Source organism: Ruegeria sp. AL3 (assembly GCF_056536065.1).
In genome coordinates, this window is the sequence record NZ_JBQFJG010000001.1 from 2,104,604 (window position 1) to 2,126,312 (window position 21,709).

At 57.4% G+C, this 21,709-nt stretch carries 22 protein-coding genes, 1 tRNA gene, 1 pseudogene and 1 riboswitch; of the genes and pseudogenes, 12 read left to right on the forward strand and 12 right to left on the reverse strand.

Features of this window, described 5'->3' with window-relative positions; genetic code table 11:
* Position 1: 1 nt before the first annotated feature.
* The 3 genes from cobW to ACR3E6_RS10700 form a co-directional block, all read right to left on the reverse strand.
* Positions 2-1,057, reverse strand: a complete 1,056-nt coding sequence (gene cobW, locus ACR3E6_RS10690; protein ID WP_171119456.1) for a cobalamin biosynthesis protein CobW — start codon at positions 1,055-1,057, stop codon at positions 2-4.
* Position 1,058: 1 nt separating this feature from the next.
* On the reverse strand, positions 1,059-1,430 hold the full coding sequence (locus ACR3E6_RS10695; protein WP_171633608.1) for a DUF1636 family protein: 372 nt from the start codon (positions 1,428-1,430) through the stop codon (positions 1,059-1,061).
* A gap of 92 nt (positions 1,431-1,522) precedes the next feature.
* A riboswitch (cobalamin riboswitch) is annotated at positions 1,523-1,729 on the reverse strand.
* A 227-nt stretch (positions 1,730-1,956) separates the two neighbouring features.
* Positions 1,957-3,813 (reverse strand): SLC13 family permease, encoded by a 1,857-nt coding sequence (locus tag ACR3E6_RS10700; protein WP_480488126.1) that lies wholly within the window; start codon positions 3,811-3,813, stop codon positions 1,957-1,959.
* A 189-nt stretch (positions 3,814-4,002) separates the two neighbouring features.
* On the opposite strand from ACR3E6_RS10700, the gene ACR3E6_RS10705 reads away from it, so the two are divergent.
* Positions 4,003-4,386 carry a hypothetical protein gene (locus ACR3E6_RS10705; RefSeq protein ID WP_209833597.1) on the forward strand — a complete coding sequence of 128 codons (384 nt, stop codon included), beginning with the start codon at positions 4,003-4,005 and terminating at the stop codon, positions 4,384-4,386.
* Between the two features lie 56 nt (positions 4,387-4,442).
* Here ACR3E6_RS10705 and ACR3E6_RS10710 read toward each other — a convergent pair.
* Positions 4,443-4,516 (reverse strand) — tRNA-Cys (locus ACR3E6_RS10710).
* A 225-nt stretch (positions 4,517-4,741) separates the two neighbouring features.
* On the opposite strand from ACR3E6_RS10710, the gene ACR3E6_RS10715 reads away from it, so the two are divergent.
* The 3 genes from ACR3E6_RS10715 (at position 4,742) to ACR3E6_RS10725 (ending at position 7,755) form a co-directional block, all read left to right on the forward strand.
* The gene (locus tag ACR3E6_RS10715) at positions 4,742-5,395 is read left to right on the forward strand and encodes a protein-L-isoaspartate O-methyltransferase family protein (protein WP_480487076.1); all 654 of its coding nucleotides are present in this window, start codon (positions 4,742-4,744) and stop codon (positions 5,393-5,395) included.
* Between the two features lie 94 nt (positions 5,396-5,489).
* Positions 5,490-6,908 carry a TolC family outer membrane protein gene (locus ACR3E6_RS10720; RefSeq protein WP_480487078.1) on the forward strand — a complete coding sequence of 473 codons (1,419 nt, stop codon included), beginning with the start codon at positions 5,490-5,492 and terminating at the stop codon, positions 6,906-6,908.
* A gap of 73 nt (positions 6,909-6,981) precedes the next feature.
* Positions 6,982-7,755, forward strand: coding sequence for a hypothetical protein (locus ACR3E6_RS10725; protein ID WP_171723578.1), 774 nt, complete (start codon positions 6,982-6,984; stop codon positions 7,753-7,755).
* A 3-nt stretch (positions 7,756-7,758) separates the two neighbouring features.
* Here ACR3E6_RS10725 and ACR3E6_RS10730 read toward each other — a convergent pair whose 3' ends face one another.
* The gene (locus tag ACR3E6_RS10730; RefSeq protein ID WP_480487080.1) at positions 7,759-9,216 is read right to left on the reverse strand and encodes a cobyric acid synthase; all 1,458 of its coding nucleotides are present in this window, start codon (positions 9,214-9,216) and stop codon (positions 7,759-7,761) included.
* A 62-nt stretch (positions 9,217-9,278) separates the two neighbouring features.
* Between ACR3E6_RS10730 and ACR3E6_RS10735 the strand changes: the two genes are divergently transcribed.
* A complete protein-coding gene (locus ACR3E6_RS10735; protein ID WP_171633593.1) occupies positions 9,279-9,848 on the forward strand; it encodes a cobalamin biosynthesis protein CobQ in 570 nt (189 codons plus the stop codon).
* 87 nt (positions 9,849-9,935) lie between these two features.
* Here ACR3E6_RS10735 and ACR3E6_RS10740 read toward each other — a convergent pair whose 3' ends face one another.
* A complete protein-coding gene (locus tag ACR3E6_RS10740; RefSeq protein ID WP_037310273.1) occupies positions 9,936-10,256 on the reverse strand; it encodes a DUF6280 family protein in 321 nt (106 codons plus the stop codon).
* A 218-nt stretch (positions 10,257-10,474) separates the two neighbouring features.
* Here ACR3E6_RS10740 and efp point away from each other — a divergent pair, with 218 nt between their 5' ends.
* Positions 10,475-11,038 carry an elongation factor P gene (gene efp, locus ACR3E6_RS10745; protein WP_170346480.1) on the forward strand — a complete coding sequence of 188 codons (564 nt, stop codon included), beginning with the start codon at positions 10,475-10,477 and terminating at the stop codon, positions 11,036-11,038.
* A 53-nt stretch (positions 11,039-11,091) separates the two neighbouring features.
* Here the strand turns inward: efp and ACR3E6_RS10750 are convergent, their stop codons facing one another.
* Together ACR3E6_RS10750 and ygfZ are read right to left on the reverse strand one after the other, a co-directional pair.
* The gene (locus ACR3E6_RS10750; protein WP_171633590.1) at positions 11,092-12,033 is read right to left on the reverse strand and encodes an ABC transporter transmembrane domain-containing protein; all 942 of its coding nucleotides are present in this window, start codon (positions 12,031-12,033) and stop codon (positions 11,092-11,094) included.
* A gap of 113 nt (positions 12,034-12,146) precedes the next feature.
* Positions 12,147-12,884 carry a CAF17-like 4Fe-4S cluster assembly/insertion protein YgfZ gene (ygfZ, locus tag ACR3E6_RS10755; RefSeq protein WP_480487083.1) on the reverse strand — a complete coding sequence of 246 codons (738 nt, stop codon included), beginning with the start codon at positions 12,882-12,884 and terminating at the stop codon, positions 12,147-12,149.
* 73 nt (positions 12,885-12,957) lie between these two features.
* Between ygfZ and ACR3E6_RS10760 the strand changes: the two genes are divergently transcribed.
* The gene (locus ACR3E6_RS10760; protein WP_171633584.1) at positions 12,958-13,632 is read left to right on the forward strand and encodes a TIGR04283 family arsenosugar biosynthesis glycosyltransferase; all 675 of its coding nucleotides are present in this window, start codon (positions 12,958-12,960) and stop codon (positions 13,630-13,632) included.
* Between the two features lie 7 nt (positions 13,633-13,639).
* Here ACR3E6_RS10760 and ACR3E6_RS10765 read toward each other — a convergent pair.
* Positions 13,640-14,395 (reverse strand): annotated as a pseudogene (locus tag ACR3E6_RS10765) (hypothetical protein); the annotation flags it as partial.
* 103 nt (positions 14,396-14,498) lie between these two features.
* On the opposite strand from ACR3E6_RS10765, the gene ACR3E6_RS10770 reads away from it, so the two are divergent.
* On the forward strand, positions 14,499-15,269 hold the full coding sequence (locus ACR3E6_RS10770; RefSeq protein ID WP_209547222.1) for an alpha/beta hydrolase: 771 nt from the start codon (positions 14,499-14,501) through the stop codon (positions 15,267-15,269).
* Positions 15,270-15,367: 98 nt separating this feature from the next.
* Positions 15,368-16,207, forward strand: a complete 840-nt coding sequence (locus ACR3E6_RS10775; protein ID WP_171633580.1) for a DMT family transporter — start codon at positions 15,368-15,370, stop codon at positions 16,205-16,207.
* Between the two features lie 39 nt (positions 16,208-16,246).
* On the opposite strand, the gene ACR3E6_RS10780 is transcribed toward ACR3E6_RS10775, so the two are convergent.
* Entirely contained in the window at positions 16,247-16,594 is a 348-nt protein-coding gene (locus ACR3E6_RS10780) for a hypothetical protein (RefSeq protein ID WP_171633577.1), read from the reverse strand.
* A gap of 144 nt (positions 16,595-16,738) precedes the next feature.
* On the opposite strand from ACR3E6_RS10780, the gene ACR3E6_RS10785 reads away from it, so the two are divergent.
* Complete coding sequence (locus tag ACR3E6_RS10785) at positions 16,739-17,350, forward strand: hypothetical protein (RefSeq protein WP_171633575.1); 612 nt, start codon at positions 16,739-16,741, stop codon at positions 17,348-17,350.
* Positions 17,351-17,433: 83 nt separating this feature from the next.
* Here ACR3E6_RS10785 and ACR3E6_RS10790 read toward each other — a convergent pair whose 3' ends face one another.
* Positions 17,434-18,402: a UDP-glucuronic acid decarboxylase family protein gene (locus ACR3E6_RS10790; RefSeq protein ID WP_480487087.1), complete on the reverse strand. Its 969-nt coding sequence runs from the start codon at positions 18,400-18,402 to the stop codon at positions 17,434-17,436.
* Between the two features lie 308 nt (positions 18,403-18,710).
* On the opposite strand from ACR3E6_RS10790, the gene ACR3E6_RS10795 reads away from it, so the two are divergent.
* A complete protein-coding gene (locus ACR3E6_RS10795) occupies positions 18,711-18,935 on the forward strand; it encodes a DUF2188 domain-containing protein (RefSeq protein ID WP_480487089.1) in 225 nt (74 codons plus the stop codon).
* A 3-nt stretch (positions 18,936-18,938) separates the two neighbouring features.
* Positions 18,939-19,580 carry a hypothetical protein gene (locus tag ACR3E6_RS10800; protein WP_480487091.1) on the forward strand — a complete coding sequence of 214 codons (642 nt, stop codon included), beginning with the start codon at positions 18,939-18,941 and terminating at the stop codon, positions 19,578-19,580.
* On the opposite strand, the gene parE is transcribed toward ACR3E6_RS10800, so the two are convergent.
* Positions 19,577-21,535 carry a DNA topoisomerase IV subunit B gene (gene parE, locus ACR3E6_RS10805; protein ID WP_480487093.1) on the reverse strand — a complete coding sequence of 653 codons (1,959 nt, stop codon included), beginning with the start codon at positions 21,533-21,535 and terminating at the stop codon, positions 19,577-19,579. The two genes, ACR3E6_RS10800 and parE, sit on opposite strands and share 4 nt — an antisense overlap.
* Between the last annotated feature and the right edge of the window lie 174 nt (positions 21,536-21,709).

Genomic DNA, 21,709 nt, shown 5'->3' on the forward strand with positions numbered 1-21,709 from the left:
CTTACTCGGCAGCCTCACGCACACCCACGAGGATTTCGCGGATTTCCGCCTCTTTGATATCGTCATGCTCGGCGATCACCACCAGGCGCGAGCGGCGATCCTCGCCGGGTTCCCACGGGCGGTCGTACTGGTGACGCACGCGCGCGCCCACCGCCTGAACCAGCAGGCGCATGGGCTTGCCCTGAACGGCGGCATAGCCTTTGACGCGCAGGATGTTCAGTTCATTGGCCAGACGTTCGATATTTGCGACCAGTTGGGCCGGATCGGTCTGCTCGGGCAGCTCGACGATGATGCTTTCGAAATCGTCATGCTCGTGATCGTGATGGCCGTCGTGATGCGAGGGCCGGGCGTCCATGTCATCCTCGGCGGCGGCCTCCAAACCCAATACGACGCGCACGTCCACGGCACCTTCGGCCACTTCGACGACGGGCAGGGGGCGTGGCGCCTCGGCGGCGATAATCTCGCGCGCCTTGGCCACGCCTTCGGGGCCTGCCAGGTCGGGCTTGGTCAGCAGGATGATGTCAGCGCACGAGATCTGATCCTCGAACACTTCGGACAGGGGCGTTTCGTGATCGATCGAGTCATCGGCCATGCGCTGGGCATCCACCGCTTCGACATTGGGCGCGAAGCGACCGGCGGCCACCGCCTCGGCATCGGCCAAGGCGATCACGCCGTCCACGGTGATCTTCGAGCGGATGTCGGGCCAGTCGAACGCCTTGAGCAGCGGTTTCGGCAGGGCCAGACCGCTGGTTTCGATCAGGATGTGATCCGGGCGTGGCTCCAACGCCATCAGGGCCTCGATGGTGGGAATGAAATCATCTGCCACGGTGCAACAGATGCAGCCATTGGCCAGTTCCATGATGTTTTCCGCCGGGCAATCAGGAATGGCGCAGGATTTCAGGATGTCGCCATCGACGCCTACATCGCCGAACTCGTTGACCACGACAGCAAGTCGCTTGCCCTGTGGGTTCTGCATCAGGTGACGCACCAAAGTGGTCTTGCCCGATCCCAGAAAGCCGGTGATCACTGTGACGGGGAGTTTTTCGAGGTTCGACATGTCAGGCTCCAATGGGGGGAATGCGCGAGGCACAGTTCTTGCGAAAATGTTCGGGGCGTTCGCGCCATTTCACCAAACCATCTTCGGTGGCCAGATACTTGGTCGCGCCGTCGACGATGACGTCGACATGATCTGTTTCGTTCAGGTTTTCATACACGAAGGTCCAGCGGCCCGGCCCGCGCAACACGATCGAACAGCCTTGATCACAGTTTGACAGGCATTCAACGGCTTTCAGGGTGACACCGTCGGGCAGGTCCGCCTGTTCCAGAGCCTTGTGTAACAAAGCGCCCGGGCGTTGCGTGTCATCTTCCACAGGCAGGCCGCGACGGCAGGTGGTACAGACCAGCAACTCGACTGGTGCGGTATCGGTCATGTCTCTCATCCCCCCAAATCCTCTTCGCGGGGGACGGGGTTTCATGCGGGCCACGAATGGTCATGGACCCGACACCGGAACACCCCGCCCGGTTTCAACTTCGGTTGTTGGCAGGTCTCCCGGCTTGCGGATGCCAGAGGCGGGCCTCTGTCGGATGTCCCGCCTTCCCGGCTTTTGGGCCAGTGGCATTGGGCATCCTCTCCGTTCACGGTCGCGGGGGCGGCTGCGTTTGGCGGCAAGACCGTTGACGCATTCCCTTTTCATCGGCTGTCACCGACACCAACGAAAGGGACATGCGGCACCGCTGGCCTGCTTGTCAAGCGAGTCGCGCGCAACAATGATGCAGAGGCATGGAAAGCGACCTGTGGGCGTCGATGGGCGGCATGGCGTGCCGGGACCCAGCCTGAGATGGGCCGGGCGACGAACAGTATGTTAGCAAGGGGCGTAGACTATGGTGAACGGGTGCCTTGACTGAACCTGTCCCGATGATGGGAAAAGACCACCGAACACCGCAGATCCTCTTGCGCTAATAGATGACGTTTATCATGAGCAGGGAGACGACCAGAAACAGCGCCGTCATTATTCCGCCGGAGCGGACGAAATCCATCACCTTGTATCCGGCCGGACCCATGATCAACGCGTTTACCTGATGGGTTGGGATGATGAAGCTGTTCGAGGTCGATATGGCGACCGTCAGGGCAAAGACGGCCGGGTTTCCACCCGCCGCCACCGCAATCGATACCGCCAGAGGCACCAGCAGGACCGTGGCCCCCACATTGGACATGACCAAGGAAAAGGCCGTCGCCAGAATGGCGATGCCGGTTTGCAGCGACCAGAGCGGCCAGCCGTCCAGAATTATCATGATCTGCTGGGCGATCCACGCGGCCGTGCCTGTGTTCTGCACGGCTTGTCCCAAAGGTATGAGGCAGGCGAGCAGGAATACGGTGTTCCATCCGACCGCGCGGTACGCCTCGTCCACGCTGAGCACACGGGTCAGCATCATGCCCACCGCGCCGGTAAGAAGACAGAGTGAAAGCCGGACGTCCGTGAACAGGATCAACGACAGCGAAATGGCGAAGAATGCCAGGGCCCAGCCGACTTTTTGCGGCCTCAGCTCGTCCTGAGGAAAGTCTGTCGTCACAACGACGAAATCCGGATCTCGTTTGATCCGCATCAGGTTGTCCCATCTGGTATGGGCCACAAGCATGTCGCCCGCCTGAAACTTTTCGAGCCCGATCTGAGTGGATTCGTGATCCTCGGTCTCGACATGGCTCAGCGTCTCTTCGCCGCGGTGAATGGCCAGCAGCGACATCCCGTAGGTCTTGCGAAACAAAAGCTCGCGGGGGCATTTGCCGATCAGATTGCTGTCAGGCGTGATGACCACCTCGGCCACGCCTGCATTGGTTGGGGCGAACTCTTCGACGAAAATGTCCAAGTCCGGAAGAACGGTCAGCCCGTATTTCTCGGCGAACTTCTCGACCTCCCAACGGCGGCCGACGATGGCCAGCCGACACGGCGCTGCAATTTCCGCTGTCAAAACCTGAACCATCGAGGTTTTGCCGCGATAGAAGGTTGAAATGATGTACAGGTGGTTTTCGTGGTTGATGTCGGCCAGAATCTCGCCGACCAGGGGGCTGTCCTCGGGCACCACGACTTCGAACACATCAGCTTTGAGGCCATAGACCCTTTGCAGGTATTCCTGTGTCCCTTGTCCGGTACCCGTATTGTCAGGTCCTTCAGCCTCGGGTAAAACCCAGCGTCCTAACAGCAGAAAGTAACCAATTCCCGTCAGGATCAGAACCGCACCGATCGGCGTGACCGAGAACAGGCCGAAGGGCTCCATTTTCTGAGAGGCCGGCAGACTGTCATTTGCCGTCAGGATCAGATCGTTCAGCAGGATTAGAGGAGACGACCCGACCATCGTCATTGTGCCGCCCAAAATGGCGCAGAATCCCATTGGCATGAGCAGACGCGACAGCGGTATGCCTGACCGTGTGGAAATTCGGCTGACAACCGGCAGAAACAGAGCAGCGGCGCCGACATTCTGCATGAACGAGGATATGACGCCAACGGTGCCGGAAATGATTGGTACAACCCTGCCTTCGGATTTGCCGCCGTATTTGAGTATGACGGCAGCCACCTTGTTCATGATCCCCGTCTTGTCCAGACCGGCCCCGACGATCATGACCGCAATGATCGAGATGACGGCATTGGATGCGAAGCCGTCGAACAGAAGGGTGACATCCGCCAGATTTTCCAGCCCGGGCGCGTAGCTGAGCAAGCCTATGAGAACCAGAACCAATATGGCGGAAAGGTCGATCCTTATGATCTCGGAAACGAACAGAAAAACGGTGAAAGCCAGAAGGGTGCAAACGACCCCCATCTCGAAGGTAAAGGCAATATGTTCCACAATACGTCCAGAACTTTTTCTTTGTTAGAGTCCTAGTTCATCCCTCCCGACTTGTCATGAAGTTTCGTTTTTCGGCGGTGCTGAGACATAATGTTGCTCAATGGTTGCTGTGGGAGCAATGCTTTCGGGAACCCCGTTTGACGAACACGTCAGAAAGAAGGATTGACCAAATTGCATGAAGAAACCAGCACGTTTCGTACCGGCGCGATGCCGTTCCAACAAGGTCGAAGCAGCACAGGTAATGGCAAGTCAATTCCAGCCACGAACAACAGACAATCCGACAGCTTTGTTTGCAGTACCATTCTGCCGCCGCCTGAACCGGGCAAAGGGCCGGCTTGGCCGTCCCTGATCGCAAACTGCCCACAAGAATGGTTTACACCTAAACGGGCCGGACAAATAATTCAGGTCACCAATTCTGATCATTTCGAGGTGAAGATGCCAAGGAAGTACGGCGGGGTGTTGCCTAAACGCAAGCTGGCGGCATATGCCCAGAATGCTCGCAGTCGGATGGAACAGAACAAGATCGCAACACGAAAAATCCAATAGTTGGTTGGATATTGAACCTCGAGGAGGGAAAAAGTACCGCAAGTCGTTGGAGGTATTGGAGGCGAGTACCGGAATCGAACCGGTGTACACGGATTTGCAATCCGCTGCGTCACCACTCCGCCAACTCGCCTTTTCAAGTAAAATCAAATACTTGCCGTGGTGTGCGTGGGGTTTTAGCAGCTTTCCCAAGGGGCGTCCAGAGGATTGCGCGCATTTTTGACGACCAGATTGAAATTTGCCGAAGCCCGCAACCGCAAACGCACAGGTGCAAGGGGGTTGCGTCAACAGGGCCGTTGCTGGGCGTTTCAGGATGTGGCAAAAGCCGGGTAACTTTGGGAATGACTCGAGAGATCCTATGACAGATTTCGCTGCCCGGCGCCGCACTATGGTTGATACGCAAATCCGGCCTTCGGATGTTACAAAGTTCCCGATCATTGAGGCGATGTTGAACGTCCCGCGCGAAAACTTCGTGCCTGACGCACAGCGTGAGGCCGCCTATGCCGACAGTGTGATCGATCTGGGCAACGGGCGCTGTATGCTCGAACCGAGAACGCTTGCTAAAATGCTGGATGCGCTCAACATTTCGAACGACGAGATGATTCTCGATATCGGTCCGGCGACGGGGTATTCCACTGCGGTTGCCGCGCGTATGGCGCAGTTGGTTGTTGGTGTGGAAAGCGACGACTCGCTGGCGTCCGAGGCGCAAAGCCTATTGGCTGAGGCCGATGTGGACAATGCCATTATCCACGTCGGTCCTTTGGAGCAGGGTGCGGCTGAGCACGGCCCTTACGATGCGATCATGGTGCAGGGCGGTGTTGAACGGATTCCCAACGCCCTGTTGGATCAGCTCAAGGAACATGGCCGGATTGCATGCCTGTTTGTTGAAGGCAATCTTGGAACTGTGCGGATCGGTCGAAAGACCGGAGGCCGGGTCAGCTGGAGGGATGCCTTCAACGCCAGTGCACCGATACTAGAGAGCTTTTCGGCGGAGTGTGCATTTTCGCTATAGTTCGCCGATAGATTCTGCTGGCGCCTTGATTAGTTGAAAAGAAGACCGCAAACTGCCTTCAGGGCAGTGTAATTTCGTTTGAGAGGATTTCGGTATGCGTGGTTCAGCGACAGGCAAGCTGGTCAGGGCATTCGCAGTGACCGCAGGACTTGCCATCAGCGTTATGCCAGGGCGTCCGGCGTGGGCTGACAACATAACAGACGCCTTCATCGGCGCGTATAATACAAGCGGCTTGCTGGAGCAGAACCGGGCGCTGCTGCGCGCGGCAGATGAAGACGTGGCAATCGCGCTTTCCGCATTGCGGCCAATCATCAACTGGACTGTACAGGTCAGCCAGGATTATACTCAGTCTCGGACCAACAATGTGGTCACAACGACCGAGCCGTCCCGGTTTTTCACCGGGCTGAGGCTTTCCCAGCTTCTGTATGATGGTGGCGCCTCGGTTCTGGGCAAACAATCGGCGCAGGAAACGGTTCTGTCGACCAGACAAACCCTGATCGACATTGAGCAACAGGTGCTTATCCGCGCTGCAAATGCTTACCTGGGCGTTCTGCTACAGGAAGAAACAGTCGCAATTCGCCAGAACAACGTGGATGTTTCGGCGGAAGAGCTTCGCGCATCGAATGATCGCTTCGAGGTTGGCGAAGTGACGCGCACGGACGTGGCGCTTTCCGAAGCGCAGTTGGCAAGTTCTCAAGCTGATCTGGCTGTCGCTCGTGGTGAACTGAGCATCGCGCAGGCTGAGTATGTCAATGCGGTCGGCAAGGCGCCAGGGAGGACGGCCGGTCAACCCAGCCTGCCCAATCTTCCACGGAGCGAGGCAGAAGCGATCAGCCTCGCGCAACGCAACCACCCGGCGATTCTGTCGGCGCAGCATCAGGTCCGCGCTTTTGATCTGATTGTACAGCAGCAGCGGGCCAACCTTGGGCCGAATGTCAGTTTGAATGCTGATGCGGGTGTGCGTGAAAGTTATGACAACAACGACTATGTGAATGACGCGACCGTGTCGCTGGACTTTACACAGCCGATCTACGCCGGTGGCCGGTTGGCCGCGAACGTGCGGCGCGCTATGGCAAACCGGGATGCGTCTCGTGCGAATCTTCTGAACGTACAAAAGAATATCACACAGGGCGTTACGGACCGGTATGCAGCGTTCCAGGCAGCCAGTGCCAGCCTCAGGGCGTCGACGGAACGGGTTCGCGCATCACAGGTTGCATTTGATGGCATCAGGGAAGAAGCGACCTTGGGTGCCCGGACCACTTTGGACGTTCTGAATGCTCAGCAGGATTTGCTGGACGCGCAGTTGGCCGAAGTGGCGTCGCGAACGGAACGATCCCGCGCAGCGTATCAGTTGTTGCAGGCGCAGGGCCTTTTGACGGCGGAACGTCTTGGCCTGGCGGTTCAGATCTATGACCCGACTTTGTACTATAATCTGGTCAAGAAAGCCCCCGCGCGTGTCAGCAAACAGAGCAAGGATCTGGATCGAGTCCTCAAAGCGTTGCGTCGGGACTAACCGGCAATACTATTTGTTGTAGGGCTCGGATTGTTTGGCTACACTCGATCCAACGATAGAGCGGTAGAGAACAATGTCTGATAATGTCGTGAAAGCAGGGATCGAAGACGTTCTGTCTTCGGTCAAACGTCTGGTCAGTGAAGACAGTCGCGGTAAATCCTCTTCGGATCAACAGGGTGCTACGCGAAAGCCGGGGCGTTTGGTGCTGACGGACGCGCTGCGCATCAGCAAACCCGCTCAGCCCGAGATCATGCCCGCCAAGCCGTCTGCTGATGTTGCCGACTCGGCCAAGCCGATGCTGCTGCGTGCCTGCGACATCGTCAGGGCAGGTGATCCTGCCAACACTGCGGATGACGCGACCGAGGGACATTCCGCGGCAACCGGCTCAACCGATGATCCCGCGATCAGTCTGAGTGCCAAGATCGAAGCGCTGGAAGCGGCGATTGCGCAAACCGAGGATCAATGGGAGCCGGATGGCGACAGCGCAGACGCCTATTCCGGCACACCGACGCATTCCCTGCCGTGGAACGTCGAAGAGGAGTTTGCGGCCGCAAGGACCGTCGTTCTGACTGATCAGGAAGATACGGACGATCCGCAGCCCGAGTCCGCTTCGGTACAAAACGCAGAGTTCATCCGGGCGGGACGACCGGCTGAATCCGATCGTGCCACTGAAGTCGTTGAAAACGTTTCGGCAACGGATTTGGATGAAGAAACATTGCGTGAGCTGATCGCGGAAGTTGTCCGCCAGGAGTTGCAAGGCGCGATGGGCGAGCGGATCACGCGAAACGTGCGCAAAATGGTGCGGCGGGAAATCGCGCGCGCGCTCGCCGCGAAAGATCTGGGATAAGATTCAACCGCGCTGTGGTGGCTGGGCCAGGCTCAGCATCCGGTCAAGATTCATGTGGCGCTCCAGATGATCGGCCAGATCATCCAGCGCCTGCTCTACACCGTCTTCGTAGGCAATGTCCGACGTCACGCCCAGCGTTGACAAATAACGGGCACGAAATGCGTCTGACGAGAAAATTCCATGCAGATAGCTGCCCTTGACCCGACCGTTGCTGCTGGCGGCGCCTTCTGGTCTGCCTTCGACCTCAAGCCATGCGCGGGCGCGGTCCGGGCCGTCGGTATGGCCCATGTGGATTTCGTATCCGCTGACCGGTTCTCGGTCTGGCAGGGCATGGGCGGAACGCAGGATGACCTGTTTCTGCCCGCCCATTTCGGTATCGACGTTCAGCAACCCCAATCCATCAACTTTGCCCGGCCGGCCGTCCACGCCATCAGGATCGGAAATGGTCTTGCCCAACATCTGATAGCCGCCGCACAACCCAAGGACATGTCCACCGCGGCGAACATGTGCATACAGGTCGATATCCCAGCCCTGTGCACGAAAATAGCTCAGATCTCCGATCGTGGACTTGCTGCCGGGAAGCAGAACCAGATCCGCATCGCCGGGCAGGGGACGTCCGCCTGGAATGACCTCGACGCTCACGCCGGGCTCGGCGGACAACGGATCGAGATCGTCGAAATTGGCCATACGCTCCAGTTGGGGCACAACGACCTTGCACACGCCGCCGGTATGGGAACGGATGTCCATCATGTCTTCGGCCGGCAGTTTCCAGGCGTCGTGAAACCAGGGCACGACCCCAAGGCAGGGCCAGCCTGTTCGGGCCGAGATGTCATCACGCCCTTCGTCAAACAGGGACACGTCGCCCTTGAAGCGGTTGATGGCAAAACCCCTGATCTGCGCCACGTCGCCTTCGTCCAGAACGGCCTGAGTACCGACGATCTGCGCAATCACTCCGCCACGATGAATGTCCCCGACCAGTACAACAGGGATGTCCGCTGCACGGGCAAATCCCATATTGGCGATGTCACCTTTGCGCAGATTGGTCTCAGCCGGGCTGCCAGCGCCCTCGATCAGAACCAGATCAGCGTCGGCGCAAAGCCTGTCAAAGCTTTCCAGCGCTGCGCCCAGCAGCTTGGATTTGTCCTTGCGATAGTCACCGGCCTTCATCGTGCCAGCGCGCTGCCCCTGAACGATAATCTGCGCGCCGGTATCCGTCTCGGGTTTGAGCAGAATAGGGTTCATGTCCGTGTGTGTTGCCCGCTTTGCCGCACGGGCCTGAAGGGCTTGTGCGCGGCCAATTTCGCCACCGTTTTCGGTGACGGCTGCATTGTTCGACATGTTTTGTGGTTTGAACGGCGCGACCCGAAGGCCCCGGCGCGTGTAGGCGCGTGCCAGCCCCGCCACCAGAACCGATTTTCCGACATTGCTGCCGGTCCCTTGAATCATGATGGCGCGAACCATGCCTTGTCTCCTATAAGTCTGGGCGCAGATGATCTGATTTGAGCCGAAAGGGAAAGCCCCGGATGAATACGCCTGCGCATCTTTTGATCGGGGCTGCCGTGTTTGCCCGGCCGCCGCAAGGACGTATCCTCTGGGCTGCGCTGCTGGGAGCGTTGTTGCCGGATCTGTCCCTGTATGTCATGGCGGGCGTGTCCCTGTTTGTTCTGAGCATCCCTGAGCAGGTGGTCTTCGGGCAGCTTTACTTTTCCCCGGCGTGGCAGACCGTATTCGCCATAGACAATTCCTTTATCCTCTGGGGGCTGGCATTCCTGCTGGCAGTCTGGAGAGGTTGGCACGTTCTGGCTGTCGGTGCAGCGGCGGGTCTGTTGCATCTAGCGACAGATTTCCTGCTTCATGCGGGCGACGGACGGCCACAGTTCTGGCCCATCAGCGACTGGGTGTTCAGCAGCCCTGTCAGCTATTGGGACAGCGACTATCATGCTTTGTGGGTGGCTCCGGTGTCAGCCTTTGTCTGTCTGGCCGCATATGTTCTGCTTTGGCAGCGTGGATTGCCGGTCTGGGGCAAAGCCCTGTTCGCGACCATGCTGGCAGCTGAATTCTGGGTGGTGCGGCAATGGCTGTTGTTCTTTTGAGCCATTGGCTTCTTACCTGACGATCAGGCATAGAAAAACGCGCTCTGATAGGCAGAGCGCGTTTGTTCAATCCAAATCTACTTTGGTTCAGGCAGCTTCAGCCTGCTGTGCGGCGTTGCGACGCTCGCTTTCCTCGCGTGACAATGCGACTGAGGTGCGCACGCCACGGCCAACGAACTCCATCAGCCCGCTGACAACCCGTTCGTTCGGGTCAATGCCTGCGCAGGACAGAACTTCGCGCCCATCGCGCGAACGCGCCCAGCGGGCGATTTGTTCGGGGCCATTGCCGTATTTCTTGTCATCGGCGATAGCATCATCAAGCGCAGCCAGGACAACGGCCGCGAAAAGTTTGCGCGCACGATTGCCTTGCTCATTGTTAAAGGCAGTGCCGTCAACGAAATCTCTCATCTCGTCTTCCTTGTTGTTCTTGCTCTTGCATTTTCGGCGTGAGGGTCCTTATGACCGATTAGGTGCGATTCGGATACAGCTAAAATGCATAGTTGCGTTGCGTCACTTGCATGGCTTGCTGCACTTGCAGCACTAGGTGTCGTTGTCTTGTCAGGTGTGTTCCCGCCAGATATAGGGACCGCAACTGATGCATCAACCGTTTGTGAAGGATTTATGTAATGCCCAAGATAAATGGGAACGAAATTCGCCCCGGCAATGTGCTTGAGCATAACGGTGGCCTGTGGGCAGCGGTCAAAGTTGACCATGTAAAGCCGGGCAAAGGTGGGGCTTTTGCACAGGTGGAACTGCGCAACCTGCGCAATGGCTCGAAATTGAACGAACGCTTCCGCTCGGCGGACAAGGTCGAACGCGTGCGTCTGGAGCAGAAGGATCAGCAATTCCTGTACGAATCCGACGGGATGCTGGTGTTCATGGATTCAGAAACCTACGAACAGATTGAATTACCAGCAGAATTGCTGGGTGACCGTCGTCCGTTTCTGCAAGATGGCATGACCATTGTTGTCGAATTCTACGAAAGCGAGGCGCTGAACGCGACGCTGCCGCAGAAAGTGACCTGCAAGATCGTCGAGACCGAACCGGTCGTAAAGGGCCAGACGGCGGCAAACTCGTTCAAGCCCGCGCTGCTGGACAATGGCGTGAAAGTCATGGTTCCCCCCTTCATCGGCCAGGACGAAATGATCGTCGTGAACACGGAAACGATGGAATATTCCGAACGCGCGTGACGTTTCGTCACTTTTTATAAGAGACCGGGCAGGCATTCGCCGCGCGGTCTTTTTTATGCGTTAGGGCGATAACGATACCGTGTTGGGTCGGGGCCAAACAATTCCAGCATCAGTTCATATTTGATGCGATTGGCACTGACCTGACGATAGAATGCGATCAAAAAGGCAGTGGGTCCTTGAATGCGGCTGAGCCCACTGGTGGCGGCCACCACGGTGCCCACATCCGTTTTGCCCTGCAGGACCAGATATCCCCCCAGCATCAGGATACCGACGGTGCCGGCCCCGTTGATCACGCTCAGCAGGAACTTTGCCGACAGTTTCCATAGGAACATCCGCCGCCGCGTGTCGTAAATGTCATCAAACATGGTGTTGATATCCCGCTCGACGGCTTCGATATCCTCGGTCGTCAGCCGGTCGGTGGCACCGCGCAGAATGCGAACCCGTTCCGCCACGAAAGTGTTCACTTTGCGCTGCGAGACCAGAACGATGATGATTTGCGGCACGATCATTGACAACGCAATCAACCCCAGACCTGGTTGCGTGGACGAGATATAGCCGATCACACTGATCAGCGTTCCAATCTGAACGACCGGATCCGAAAAAGCTCCACCGGCAAACTTGCCCAACTCTTCGGCTTCGGCCGAAATGGCGGTGGTCATGGTGCCTTTGCGCAGGCCTTCGTCTGAATCCTTCAGGTCGGTCGAACGCCAAAGCAGGCGTTGGCGGATCAGCCGGATCATGTCTTCGCCCAAGGTTCCGGCGCGATAGCTTAGTACCCATTTCAGGGCGAGGCTCAGCAGGATGACGGCCATCATGCCGATGCCCAGCTGGATCAGTTTTTCAGTCCCGACATCGTCGGATGTCAGGTGGTTGACGATGTCGCGCTGAAACTCAAGCGGCACGGCGGCAAGGCCCGCAATTGCGACGGACAGCATGATGAGGATGATCTGCCGCCCCGCACTGGCGCGCCAGATCGCGGAATAAAGTCGAAACATGCGGGTATCCGGTTCGTCCTGTTGTCCTGCACTTTGGCAGTGCAGGACAACGGGTTCAAACTTTTCGATACAAGCTGATGCGCGGGTCGTGCCGATTTGGCAACAAGGTGGGCTCAGTCCTCCAGCCGCACCGTGGCGTCTGCGGCCTGCATCTCAGGGCCTGCGCGATCAAATCGCAGATACGCGATCCCGTTTCCGCCGGCCTGTGTGTACAATGTTCCGACAGATTTGCCATTTGCACTGATCTCGGTCCTCACCGGGGCCGAGCCCTGGACAACGACGCGTCGCAGACCTTTGCGCAATTCGGTTTTGTGCTTCATGCGCGCGGTCACTTCCTGCCCGACATAACATCCTTTTTTGAAATCCACGCCATTCAGCGCTTCGAACCCGGATTCCAGGATGTAACTGTCCGGGGTCAGTTCAATGCCTGACTCGGGAATGCAGTGCCGGACGCGCAGTGCATCCCAGTCGGTTCCGTCATCGCCCTCGGGTTCTGGGGAGTAGTTGCGCCAGCCCATCTCCGGGTGGCGGGGATCGGGCAGGGCGGTTTCCGGCGCAGCCTTGGTGCCGCGTTGCAGGTTCAGATCGGTTCCCTCGATCGTCACATCCGCACGCAGCTTGTACATCGTCAGACGTTTGACCAGATCATCCGCAAGGTGTTCGGCCACATCCAGAAGAACTCCGTCGTCATCTCGTTTCAGGAAGAAATCCGCCAGGTACTTTCCCTGCGGAGTAAGCAAAGCGGCGTAGACCAGCCCGTTGTCCAACCCCTTAATGTCGTTGGTGATCAGATCCTGCAAAAAGCTTTCGGTATCCGAGCCGGACAGGCGCAGAATGCGGCGGGTGGGCATGGCTTGGTCCTCGTCATTTCCTCAGGCCTCGTGATATAGGAAGTTCCGATGCCAAGACCAGAGGTTATCAGACGTGCCCGCGCCTATTACAGTCGTGATCCCGACCCTCAACGCTGCCGACGCTTTGCCCGAATGTCTCGGGGCTTTGATGGAAGGGGTGCATGCCGGGTTGATCCGGGAATTGATCATCAGCGATGCCTGCTCAACCGATCACACGCCGGATATTGCGGAAGAGGCCGGTGCGATGGTCGTGACCGGCCCGCCATCCCGAGGCGGCCAGTTGCGCCGAGGGTGCGCGCAGGCCAAAGGGGATTGGCTGCTGATTCTTCATGCCGATACAGTGCTGCAAAAGGGGTGGAGCGAGACCGTCAGCGCCCACCTGCCGTCAGCCAAACCTGCCGCGTTTCAGCTGGCGTTCCGCGCGCGCGGGATCGCGCCGGCCTGGGTGGCTGGCTGGGCCAATCTGCGCAGCAGGATGCTGGGATTGCCCTACGGAGATCAGGGGTTGCTGGTTCCGCGTCACACCTATCAAGCGGCAGGCGGGTTTCCCGACCAGCCGTTGATGGAAGATGTGGCTTTGGTGCGCGCGTTGCCAAAGGTAACTGTTCTGAACACACGCGCCTTTACGAGTGCGGAGCGGTATGAGCGGGCGGGGTGGATTCGGCGCGGAGCTCGGAACCTGTGGACTCTTCTGCGTTACTTTCTTGGGGCTGACCCGCAAGTTTTGGCGCAGACGTATCGTCGCTGAGCGTGGTGCGCAGCTCGACCACGGATTTCCCCAGCCGAAACGGTGCCGCAAAACTGACAAGGCATAGGGCCACGATTTGCAGGACAAGAATATGAGCATTGTCCTGTAGGTATTCCCATTCTTCTTTCAGCTTCCCGACCTGCGCGATCAGGTCATCGTAGCTCTGCGCAAGTATCAGATAGTCGCCCGCAATCGCGGGAACCTTGCGACGCATATTGTCAATGGCGGTCTGTGTGCTTTCGTCCAGTGAAGTGAAGACAAGGAACTGGTCGATGTCAAAGGCATCGGCCTTGGCGGCCATGTCACGTATTTCGTCCATTTCGTCCCTGGACTGACCCCCAACCAGGAAGTGAAGCCCCTGTAGGGGGGCCACTTCGTTCGTGACCGCGATGAACAGGGGTAGTTCCGAGTTGCTGGCGGTCGAAGCAGAAAGGAATTCAACCTTTTCGCATAAAACGGCGGTATCCGGATCATAGGCCGGATCACAGAACCGCAGGCGGAACCGGGCCGCGTCCCTGTCAAATGCCAGCGTCGCGGCATAGGCTACGTCGATCTGTCGGTCCAGTCGCGAGCTGTCCGAGGTGTAAAGCCCGGCCAAAACAGCCACCAATGCCCCGATGCCACCCAGCACAACCCATACCAGATCAGCCAGTTTCCACGCCCGGTGCCCGGCCGGTTTGCGAAACAGAAAGGCAGTGCCGATAGAGCCGATGATAAAGAACAGGATCAGCAGGGGCAATTGATTGTCGGTCACAAAACTCATGGGTCCAATCTTAGGACCTGTGCTTCGACCTGCAACAGGGATCACGGGCAGTTGTAACGTCTTACCATATCCCCATACTGGAAACAGCGCAGGGGGGACTTCGATGACCAAAGAAATCGTTCTTATCCACGGAGCATTTGCCGGACCTTGGTGTATGCAGGATTACGCGGACTTCTTTCGGGACCGAGGTTGGACGGTTCACGTTCCTGCCTTGCGGTACCATGACGGTGATCCGAAAGCGGACCCCGACCCGGGTCTGACCGATACTAGTGTCATGGACTACACCAACGACATCGCCGATTTTGTAAAAGGACTGGATCGCAAACCTGTCATTTTGGGGCATGCCATTGCTGGGGTGGTGGCACAGCAAGTGGCGTCTTGTGGTTTGGCCAGTGCCATCGTTTTGATCAATCCCAATGCGCCTTGGGGCACCTTGCCCGAAACCGATGATGAACGCGCTGTACCGCGCACCTTGATGGAAGGCGGCCCATTCTGGAAGCAGCCGATGCGGGTCGGGTTCGATTTGATGGCCCCGTTTGCTCTGAACAAGATGGATGAGGCGCAACAACACGCTGTATTCGACCGATTGGGCGCAGAAAGCGGGCGCGTGATGTTTGAAATGTTCTTTTGGATGTTTGATGACCATCACGCAATCAAGGTTGATTTCGACAAGGTTGACTGCCCGGTTCTGGTGGTCTCGGGTGCCGAAGACAGGGCTGTTAACCCCGATACCTGCCGCGCACTGGCAGCGCGCTATGGGGATCGCGGAACCTTTTTGCTGGTCGAAGACCATGCGCATTTCCTGTTCATGGAGCCGGGTTGGGAAGGGCCGGCCTCGATGATCGAGACTTGGATGACAACCCAGGTGACCTGAAACGGGCTTGACAACAATCCACCCTTTGCAGACATGGCGCCAAGTGAATAGGGCAGTTGACCCTTTTGGCGCGAAACCTCTGCGGGAAAGGTCCGGACATGACCCTGTTCGTTGTCCTTATTATTCTTTCGGCTGCTTTGCTGCACGCGGTGTGGAATGCAATCGTGAAGACAGCGGCTGATCGAACCACGATGCTGGGTTTGGTCGCTCTGGGTCAAGTGCTGCCTGCGGCGGTCATGGTGATGCTGCTGCCGCTGCCAAACCCAGAGAGCTTTATTTACATCCTGCTCTCGACCGTTGTGCATTTCGGTTATTATTTCATGCTGGGTAAAGCCTATCAGCACGGTGATCTGAGTGTGGTCTACCCCATCGCCCGTGGGATTGTCCCGGCGCTGGTTTCGCTTTGGGCAATGGTCCTGGTCGGAGAAGTGCTGCCTTTTCAGGCCTGGACAGGTATCGCCCTGATTGCCGTGGGCATCCAGCTGAGCAGTTGGAAAGCTCTGCGCTCGGGCGTTGGGCGCAGTGCACTGATGTTTGCGCTGGGCACCGGGTTCTGCATTTCGATCTATTCGGTCGTTGACGGGATCGGTGTTCGGCTGTCGGGCAACACGCTCAGCTATTGGGCATGGGGGGCGTTTCTGCACCTGTTCATTGCCGGGTTTGTCGGAGTTCGGAAACGTGCGACCTTAAAAGACCTGCCGGCCAAAGTATGGATGATCGGCATTCTTGGCGGGCTGGTATCGATGACAGCTTATGGTCTGGTGCTGTACGCCAAGAATTTTGCACCGTTGGGCGCGGTTTCGGCGCTGCGGGAAACTTCGGTCATCTTTGCCGCACTGATCGGGTTCGTATTCCTCAAGGAAGGGAACTGGGCGCGACGGTTGGGTGCCGCGGTGCTCATGGCCGTGGGTGTCGCCCTGATCGGAATGACAGTCTGATCCGGCGGAAAAGCCTCGGGCGACAGTGATACCTCTGGCTTAGCGGCCGACCTGAAACGTGCATTGTGGCTTGCAGTGCATGGTGCCTTTGTCGCTGCTTACGCATCGCAGCAGGCGTTCCTCGCGCGTGTTGATCGTTTCTGTGACGGTGTTGTGGCCAGAGATCACGATGAAGGAATCCGGGGAAAAAGCCAGCCCCTTGTAATAGCAAAACCGTGTCTCCGTTCCGTCCGGGATCGGAGATGCCAGGCTGAGCGTCTTTTGCGCCGGGGCCTGGGTCGCCAGCATAGCAAAGGCCAGCCCATAGGTCAGTGTTTTCAGGTCGTCCTCTCGTCCTGCAAATCTGTTGTCGATCAAAAAGGGTTTGGACGCCCGGACCTCAATCATGGTTTCTTGTTTCAGCAAGTTTGAACGAGATCAACGGGTTAGGCAACGAAAATCCTGCGCGCTCAGCGACAAGCCAAGGGGACGATTTTTACGGTCGGTCACTTCTGTGGTAACATGGCCGCATTGTTTAAGGAGAATTGAGAGATGTTCAGACCCTCTGTGGAAGCGATTATGGATGTCATGTCCCAAAAGGATTACGTAGTTTTCGACACCCCAACTGTCGATTGGAACCTGAACATAGTGGGCATTCGCGCCCACCCGGTTTCACCCAAGAAATTCGATGATGTCATGACGGTGTTTCACCGGTTTCTTGGCGTTTGGGATATAGCGTATTACCCGATGACGGCCGATCCCAGCGATCACTACCTGAAGAACCCGATAAACCCGGATGGGACGGCCATTCTGGCGTCGGGGCAATATCGGTCCTGCTACAAGATCGATATTCATAAACGAGGCCGGCCCGGAGGCCACAAGGCGCTGTGTCAAAGGCTGGGAAACGTTACCGTGTTTCGGGACAACAACAGGGATGGAAACCTGAACCTTGTTAATCCTCAAAGCGGGATGTTCGGCATAAATCTGCACAAGGGGCCAAACAACGGTGACGATGACACGGCGAATACGATCTATTCCGCCGGGTGTCAGGTATTCGCCGATCAGCGTCACTTTGCCGAGTTTCTGCTGAAATGCGAAGCCGGGCGCGACGCGTTTGGCAACAAGTTCACCTATACGCTGCTGGATCAGGCAGATTTCGAATAAGGCGGTGCTTTGCGAAGGTTCTGCAAGCGCCGGGGCAGGACAGGGGCTGGGGGCGTGCCCGGATCTTAAACCGGGCCTTGGCCCTAGGTCTCGACTTCGGCCTGAAGGTCTCGGAAATACCGGATGGTTGCGTGCAATCCTTCTTTCAGTTGCACTTTGGGTTCCCAGCCTAGCAGGGTGCGCGCCAGTGTGATATCGGGCTGGCGCTGTTTCGGGTCATCCTCTGGCAACTCCTTGAAACTGACAGGAGTCTCGGCCCCCACAAGGGCCTGCACTTCGCGGGCCAGTTCGTTCATCGAGAATTCGTTGGGATTGCCCAGATTGACAGGGCCGGTCACGTCCGCGCCGGTCTCCATCAGGCGGATGAACCCTTCGATCAGATCATCCACGTAACAGAAAGACCGGGTCTGCGTACCGTCGCCAAAGATCGTGATCGGATCACCCGTCAGGGCCTGCATGATGAAGTTCGACACGACGCGCCCATCGGCGGGGTGCATTCTGGGCCCGTAGGTGTTGAAGATTCGGGCGACCTTGATCTCCAACCCCATCTGCCGGTGGTAATCGAAGAACAAGGTCTCGGCGCAGCGTTTGCCTTCGTCATAGCAGGATCGCGGACCAACCGGGTTGACGTTGCCCCAATAATCTTCGGTCTGCGGATGGATCGTCGGGTCGCCATAGACCTCGGAGGTCGAGGCCTGAAAGATCTTGCATTTCAGCCGTTTCGCCAGACCCAGCATATTGATCGCGCCATGAACGCTGGTCTTGGTCGTCTGCACCGGATCGTGCTGATAATGCACGGGTGAGGCCGGGCAGGCGAGGTTATAGATCTCGTCGACCTCCACAAACAAAGGGAAGGTCACATCATGGCGCATGAACTCGAACCGCGGGTTATTGTGCAGATGGTCGATATTACGCTTGGTGCCGGTGAACAGGTTGTCGACGCACAGAACCTCGTGCCCCTGATTCAGAAGCCGGTCGCACAGATGCGAGCCCAGAAACCCTGCCCCACCGGTTACAAGAACACGTTTTCGACTGTCATAAAGGCGGGCCATTGCAAATCCTTAATCGTTAAATCCAAGCCAGCTTGTCACAGGGAAGCCGGGTCTTGGTTTGATTAGTAAACCGAAGGGATTTGAATTGCAGTAGATTTTGGTTTTTTGAGGGCGCGTGTGAGGTCGGTGTGCCTTCCTGTCCATCCAATGCTTGATGCAAAGCATCAAGCACGCGACCGACCCGCTTCCGCATCAACTTTTTAATTTTATTCACAAATTGTTAAGTTATTTGCTGTTCGTAGTTGGAGTAGGAAATTAGTTGGCATATCTTAGGCACAGGGACACGTAACAAAGGCTAGGAGTCGGATATGGCAGCCAAAGGTCAGCACGTTGTGCCTAATGGACGCAAATGGAGCGTGCGTAAAGCAGGTTCGTCAAGAGTTACGAGCACTTACACTACGCAGGGTGAAGCAATACGTGAAGCTCGGAAAATTGCCAAAAACCAGGGCACGGAACTCTATATTCACGGTCGCGATGGTAGAATTCGAGAACGCGATTCATATGGGAATGATCCAGTGAAGTCGAAAGGCTAAGTATTGCCTGAATATCCTTTTGAAAGTTGTGTTTTTATCAACTGCCCGTTTGATGAAGATTTTGAGCCAATACTACAAGCAATAATGTTTTGCATAGCTTATCTGGGCCTCAGGCCCAGGTTGGCGTCAGAGCGGAATGATAGTGGCGAAAATCGTCTTGAGAAAATTCGCAGCTTGATCGAGTGCTCGAAATACTCAATTCACGATCTAAGTCGCTGCCAAGCCAAACGAGAAGGTGAGCACTTCAGGCTTAACATGCCATTTGAGCTCGGGATTGATTTTGGATGCCGTCAATATTTTGGTGATGGTCGGGAAAAGAAAAAATTCCTGATTCTAGAAGAAAAACGTTACCGTTTCCAAGCCGCTCTTTCAGATATTTCCGGTTGCGACATTGAAGCTTACGGCACTGACGATCAAATGGCTCCGCAGAATGCCGTGAAACATGTTCGCAATTGGCTGGTTTCAGAAGCTGAGATTGATCCCGTTGGGGCAAAACGCATCTGGGGTAAGTACTCGGATTTCCAAGAGTGGTATTGGGAAAAGAAGCTCGCAGAGGGTGCTGATGAAGAGGAAATCAGACAGTATCCAACCAGTGAGCTTTTGGCAGAAATCTTCAACTGGTTAGCAAAAGGTGAACCAGTCTAAACATCCAGCTCCTCCACAAACCGCGCGTTCTCCTGAATATACTGGAACCGCAGTTCGGGTTTTTTGCCCATCAGGCGCTCGACCAGATCGCCGGTTTCGCCGGGTTCGTCCTCGTCGATGGTGACCCGGATCAATTTCCGGGATGCCGGGTCCATCGTGGTTTCTTTCAGGTCCTTGGCGTCCATCTCGCCCAGCCCCTTGAAGCGGGACACGTCGATCTTGCCCTTGCCGCCCAGACCTTTCTTCAGCCACTCGTCGCGCTCGGCCTCGTCCAGACAATAGACGCGTTTGGCACCCTGGGTCAGGCGGTACAAAGGCGGGCAGGCCAGGTACAGGTGACCCGCGTCAATCATCGGGCGCATCTGGGTAAAGAAGAATGTCATCAGCAAGGACGCGATATGCGCCCCGTCCACATCCGCGTCGGTCATGATGATGACCTTGTCATAGCGCAGATCGTCGAGGTTGAACTTGCTGCCCAGCCCCACGCCCAGCGCCTGCGTCAGGTCGTTGATCTCGGCATTGGTGCCCAGTTTCGAACTGGCCGCGCCCAGCACGTTGAGGATCTTGCCGCGCAAGGGCAGCAGGGCCTGCGTTTTGCGGTCGCGCCCCATTTTGGCCGAGCCGCCGGCCGAGTCGCCCTCGACGATGAATAGTTCGGTGCCTTCGCGTGTTGAACTGGAACAGTCCACCAGCTTGCCGGGAAGACGAAGTTTTTTAGTGGCGGACTTGCGTTGTGTTTCCTTCTCGGCCCGTCGGCGCAGGCGTTCTTCGGCCCGCAGGATCAGGAAGTCGAGGATCGCGCCGGCGGATTTCGTGTCGGCGGCCAGCCAGTTGTCGAAATGGTCGCGTACCGCGTTTTCCACCAGCCGCTGCGCCTCGACCGTGGCAAGGCGGTCTTTGGTCTGGCCGACGAATTCCGGTTCGCGGATGAAGCACGAGACCAGCGCGCAGCCCCCGGTCAGCAGGTCGTCGCGCGTGATCTGGGCGGCCTTCTTGTTGTTGATCAACTCGCCATAAGCCTTGATCCCCTTGAGGATCGCGGCCCAGAAACCGGCCACATGGGTGCCGCCTTCGGGGGTGGGAACGGTGTTACAATAGGACTGGATGAACCCGTCACGCGACGGTGTCCAGTTGATCGCCCATTCGACCTTGCCGGGGGTGCCGAATTTCTCGTTGAAATCGACGGTGCCCGCAAAAGGTTGCTCGGCATAGGTGGACGAGCCGTTCATCGTCTCTTTCAGGTAATCCGACAGGCCGCCGGGAAAGTGGAACGAGGCCTCGGTCGGGGTTTCACCGTCGTCGATGGTTGATTTCCAACGGATTTCCACACCCGAGAACAGGTAGGCCTTGGACCGGATCGATTTGAACAGGCGCGCCGGTTTGAACCGGTGGTGGCCAAATATTTCCTCATCCGCGTGGAAGGTTACGGTCGTGCCGCGCCGGTTGGGGGCGGCGCCGACCTTTTCCACAGGGCCCAGCGGAACACCGCGCGAGAACCGTTGTTCGAACAGCGTCTTGTCGCGCGCCACCTGTACGACCATCGAATCCGACAGCGCGTTCACCACCGAAGCGCCCACGCCGTGCAGACCACCCGAGGTCTGATACGCTTTGCCCGAGAACTTGCCGCCCGCGTGCAATGTGCACAGGATCACCTCGAGCGCGGATTTGTCCGGGAACTTGGGGTGCGGATCGATCGGGATGCCGCGCCCGTTGTCGCGTACGGTCAGGGCGTAATCGGCGTGCAGTTCCACCTCGATCCGGTTGGCATAGCCTGCCACGGCCTCGTCCATCGAGTTGTCGAGGATCTCGGCCACCATATGGTGCAAAGCGCGCTCATCCGTGCCGCCGATATACATGCCGGGTCGCTTGCGGACCGGTTCCAAACCTTCGAGCACCTCGATCGAGGAGGCGTCATAAGTTGTGGTCGCTTCTGGCGTCAACAGATCGTCGGGCATGGGTGCTGCTCTTGTTTTTGAGTTTCCCCCATTATGGCAGGTGATGTGGTCCGGGGGAAGAGGGGCGCGAGGTGTTGTGGACGGATAGAAGGCGCGGGGCCGCGGATTGCGTGGACAATTCGTCGAACGTCACGATTGGCGGTTTTGCTTGAAACCAACGCCCCTGGCCGTGGC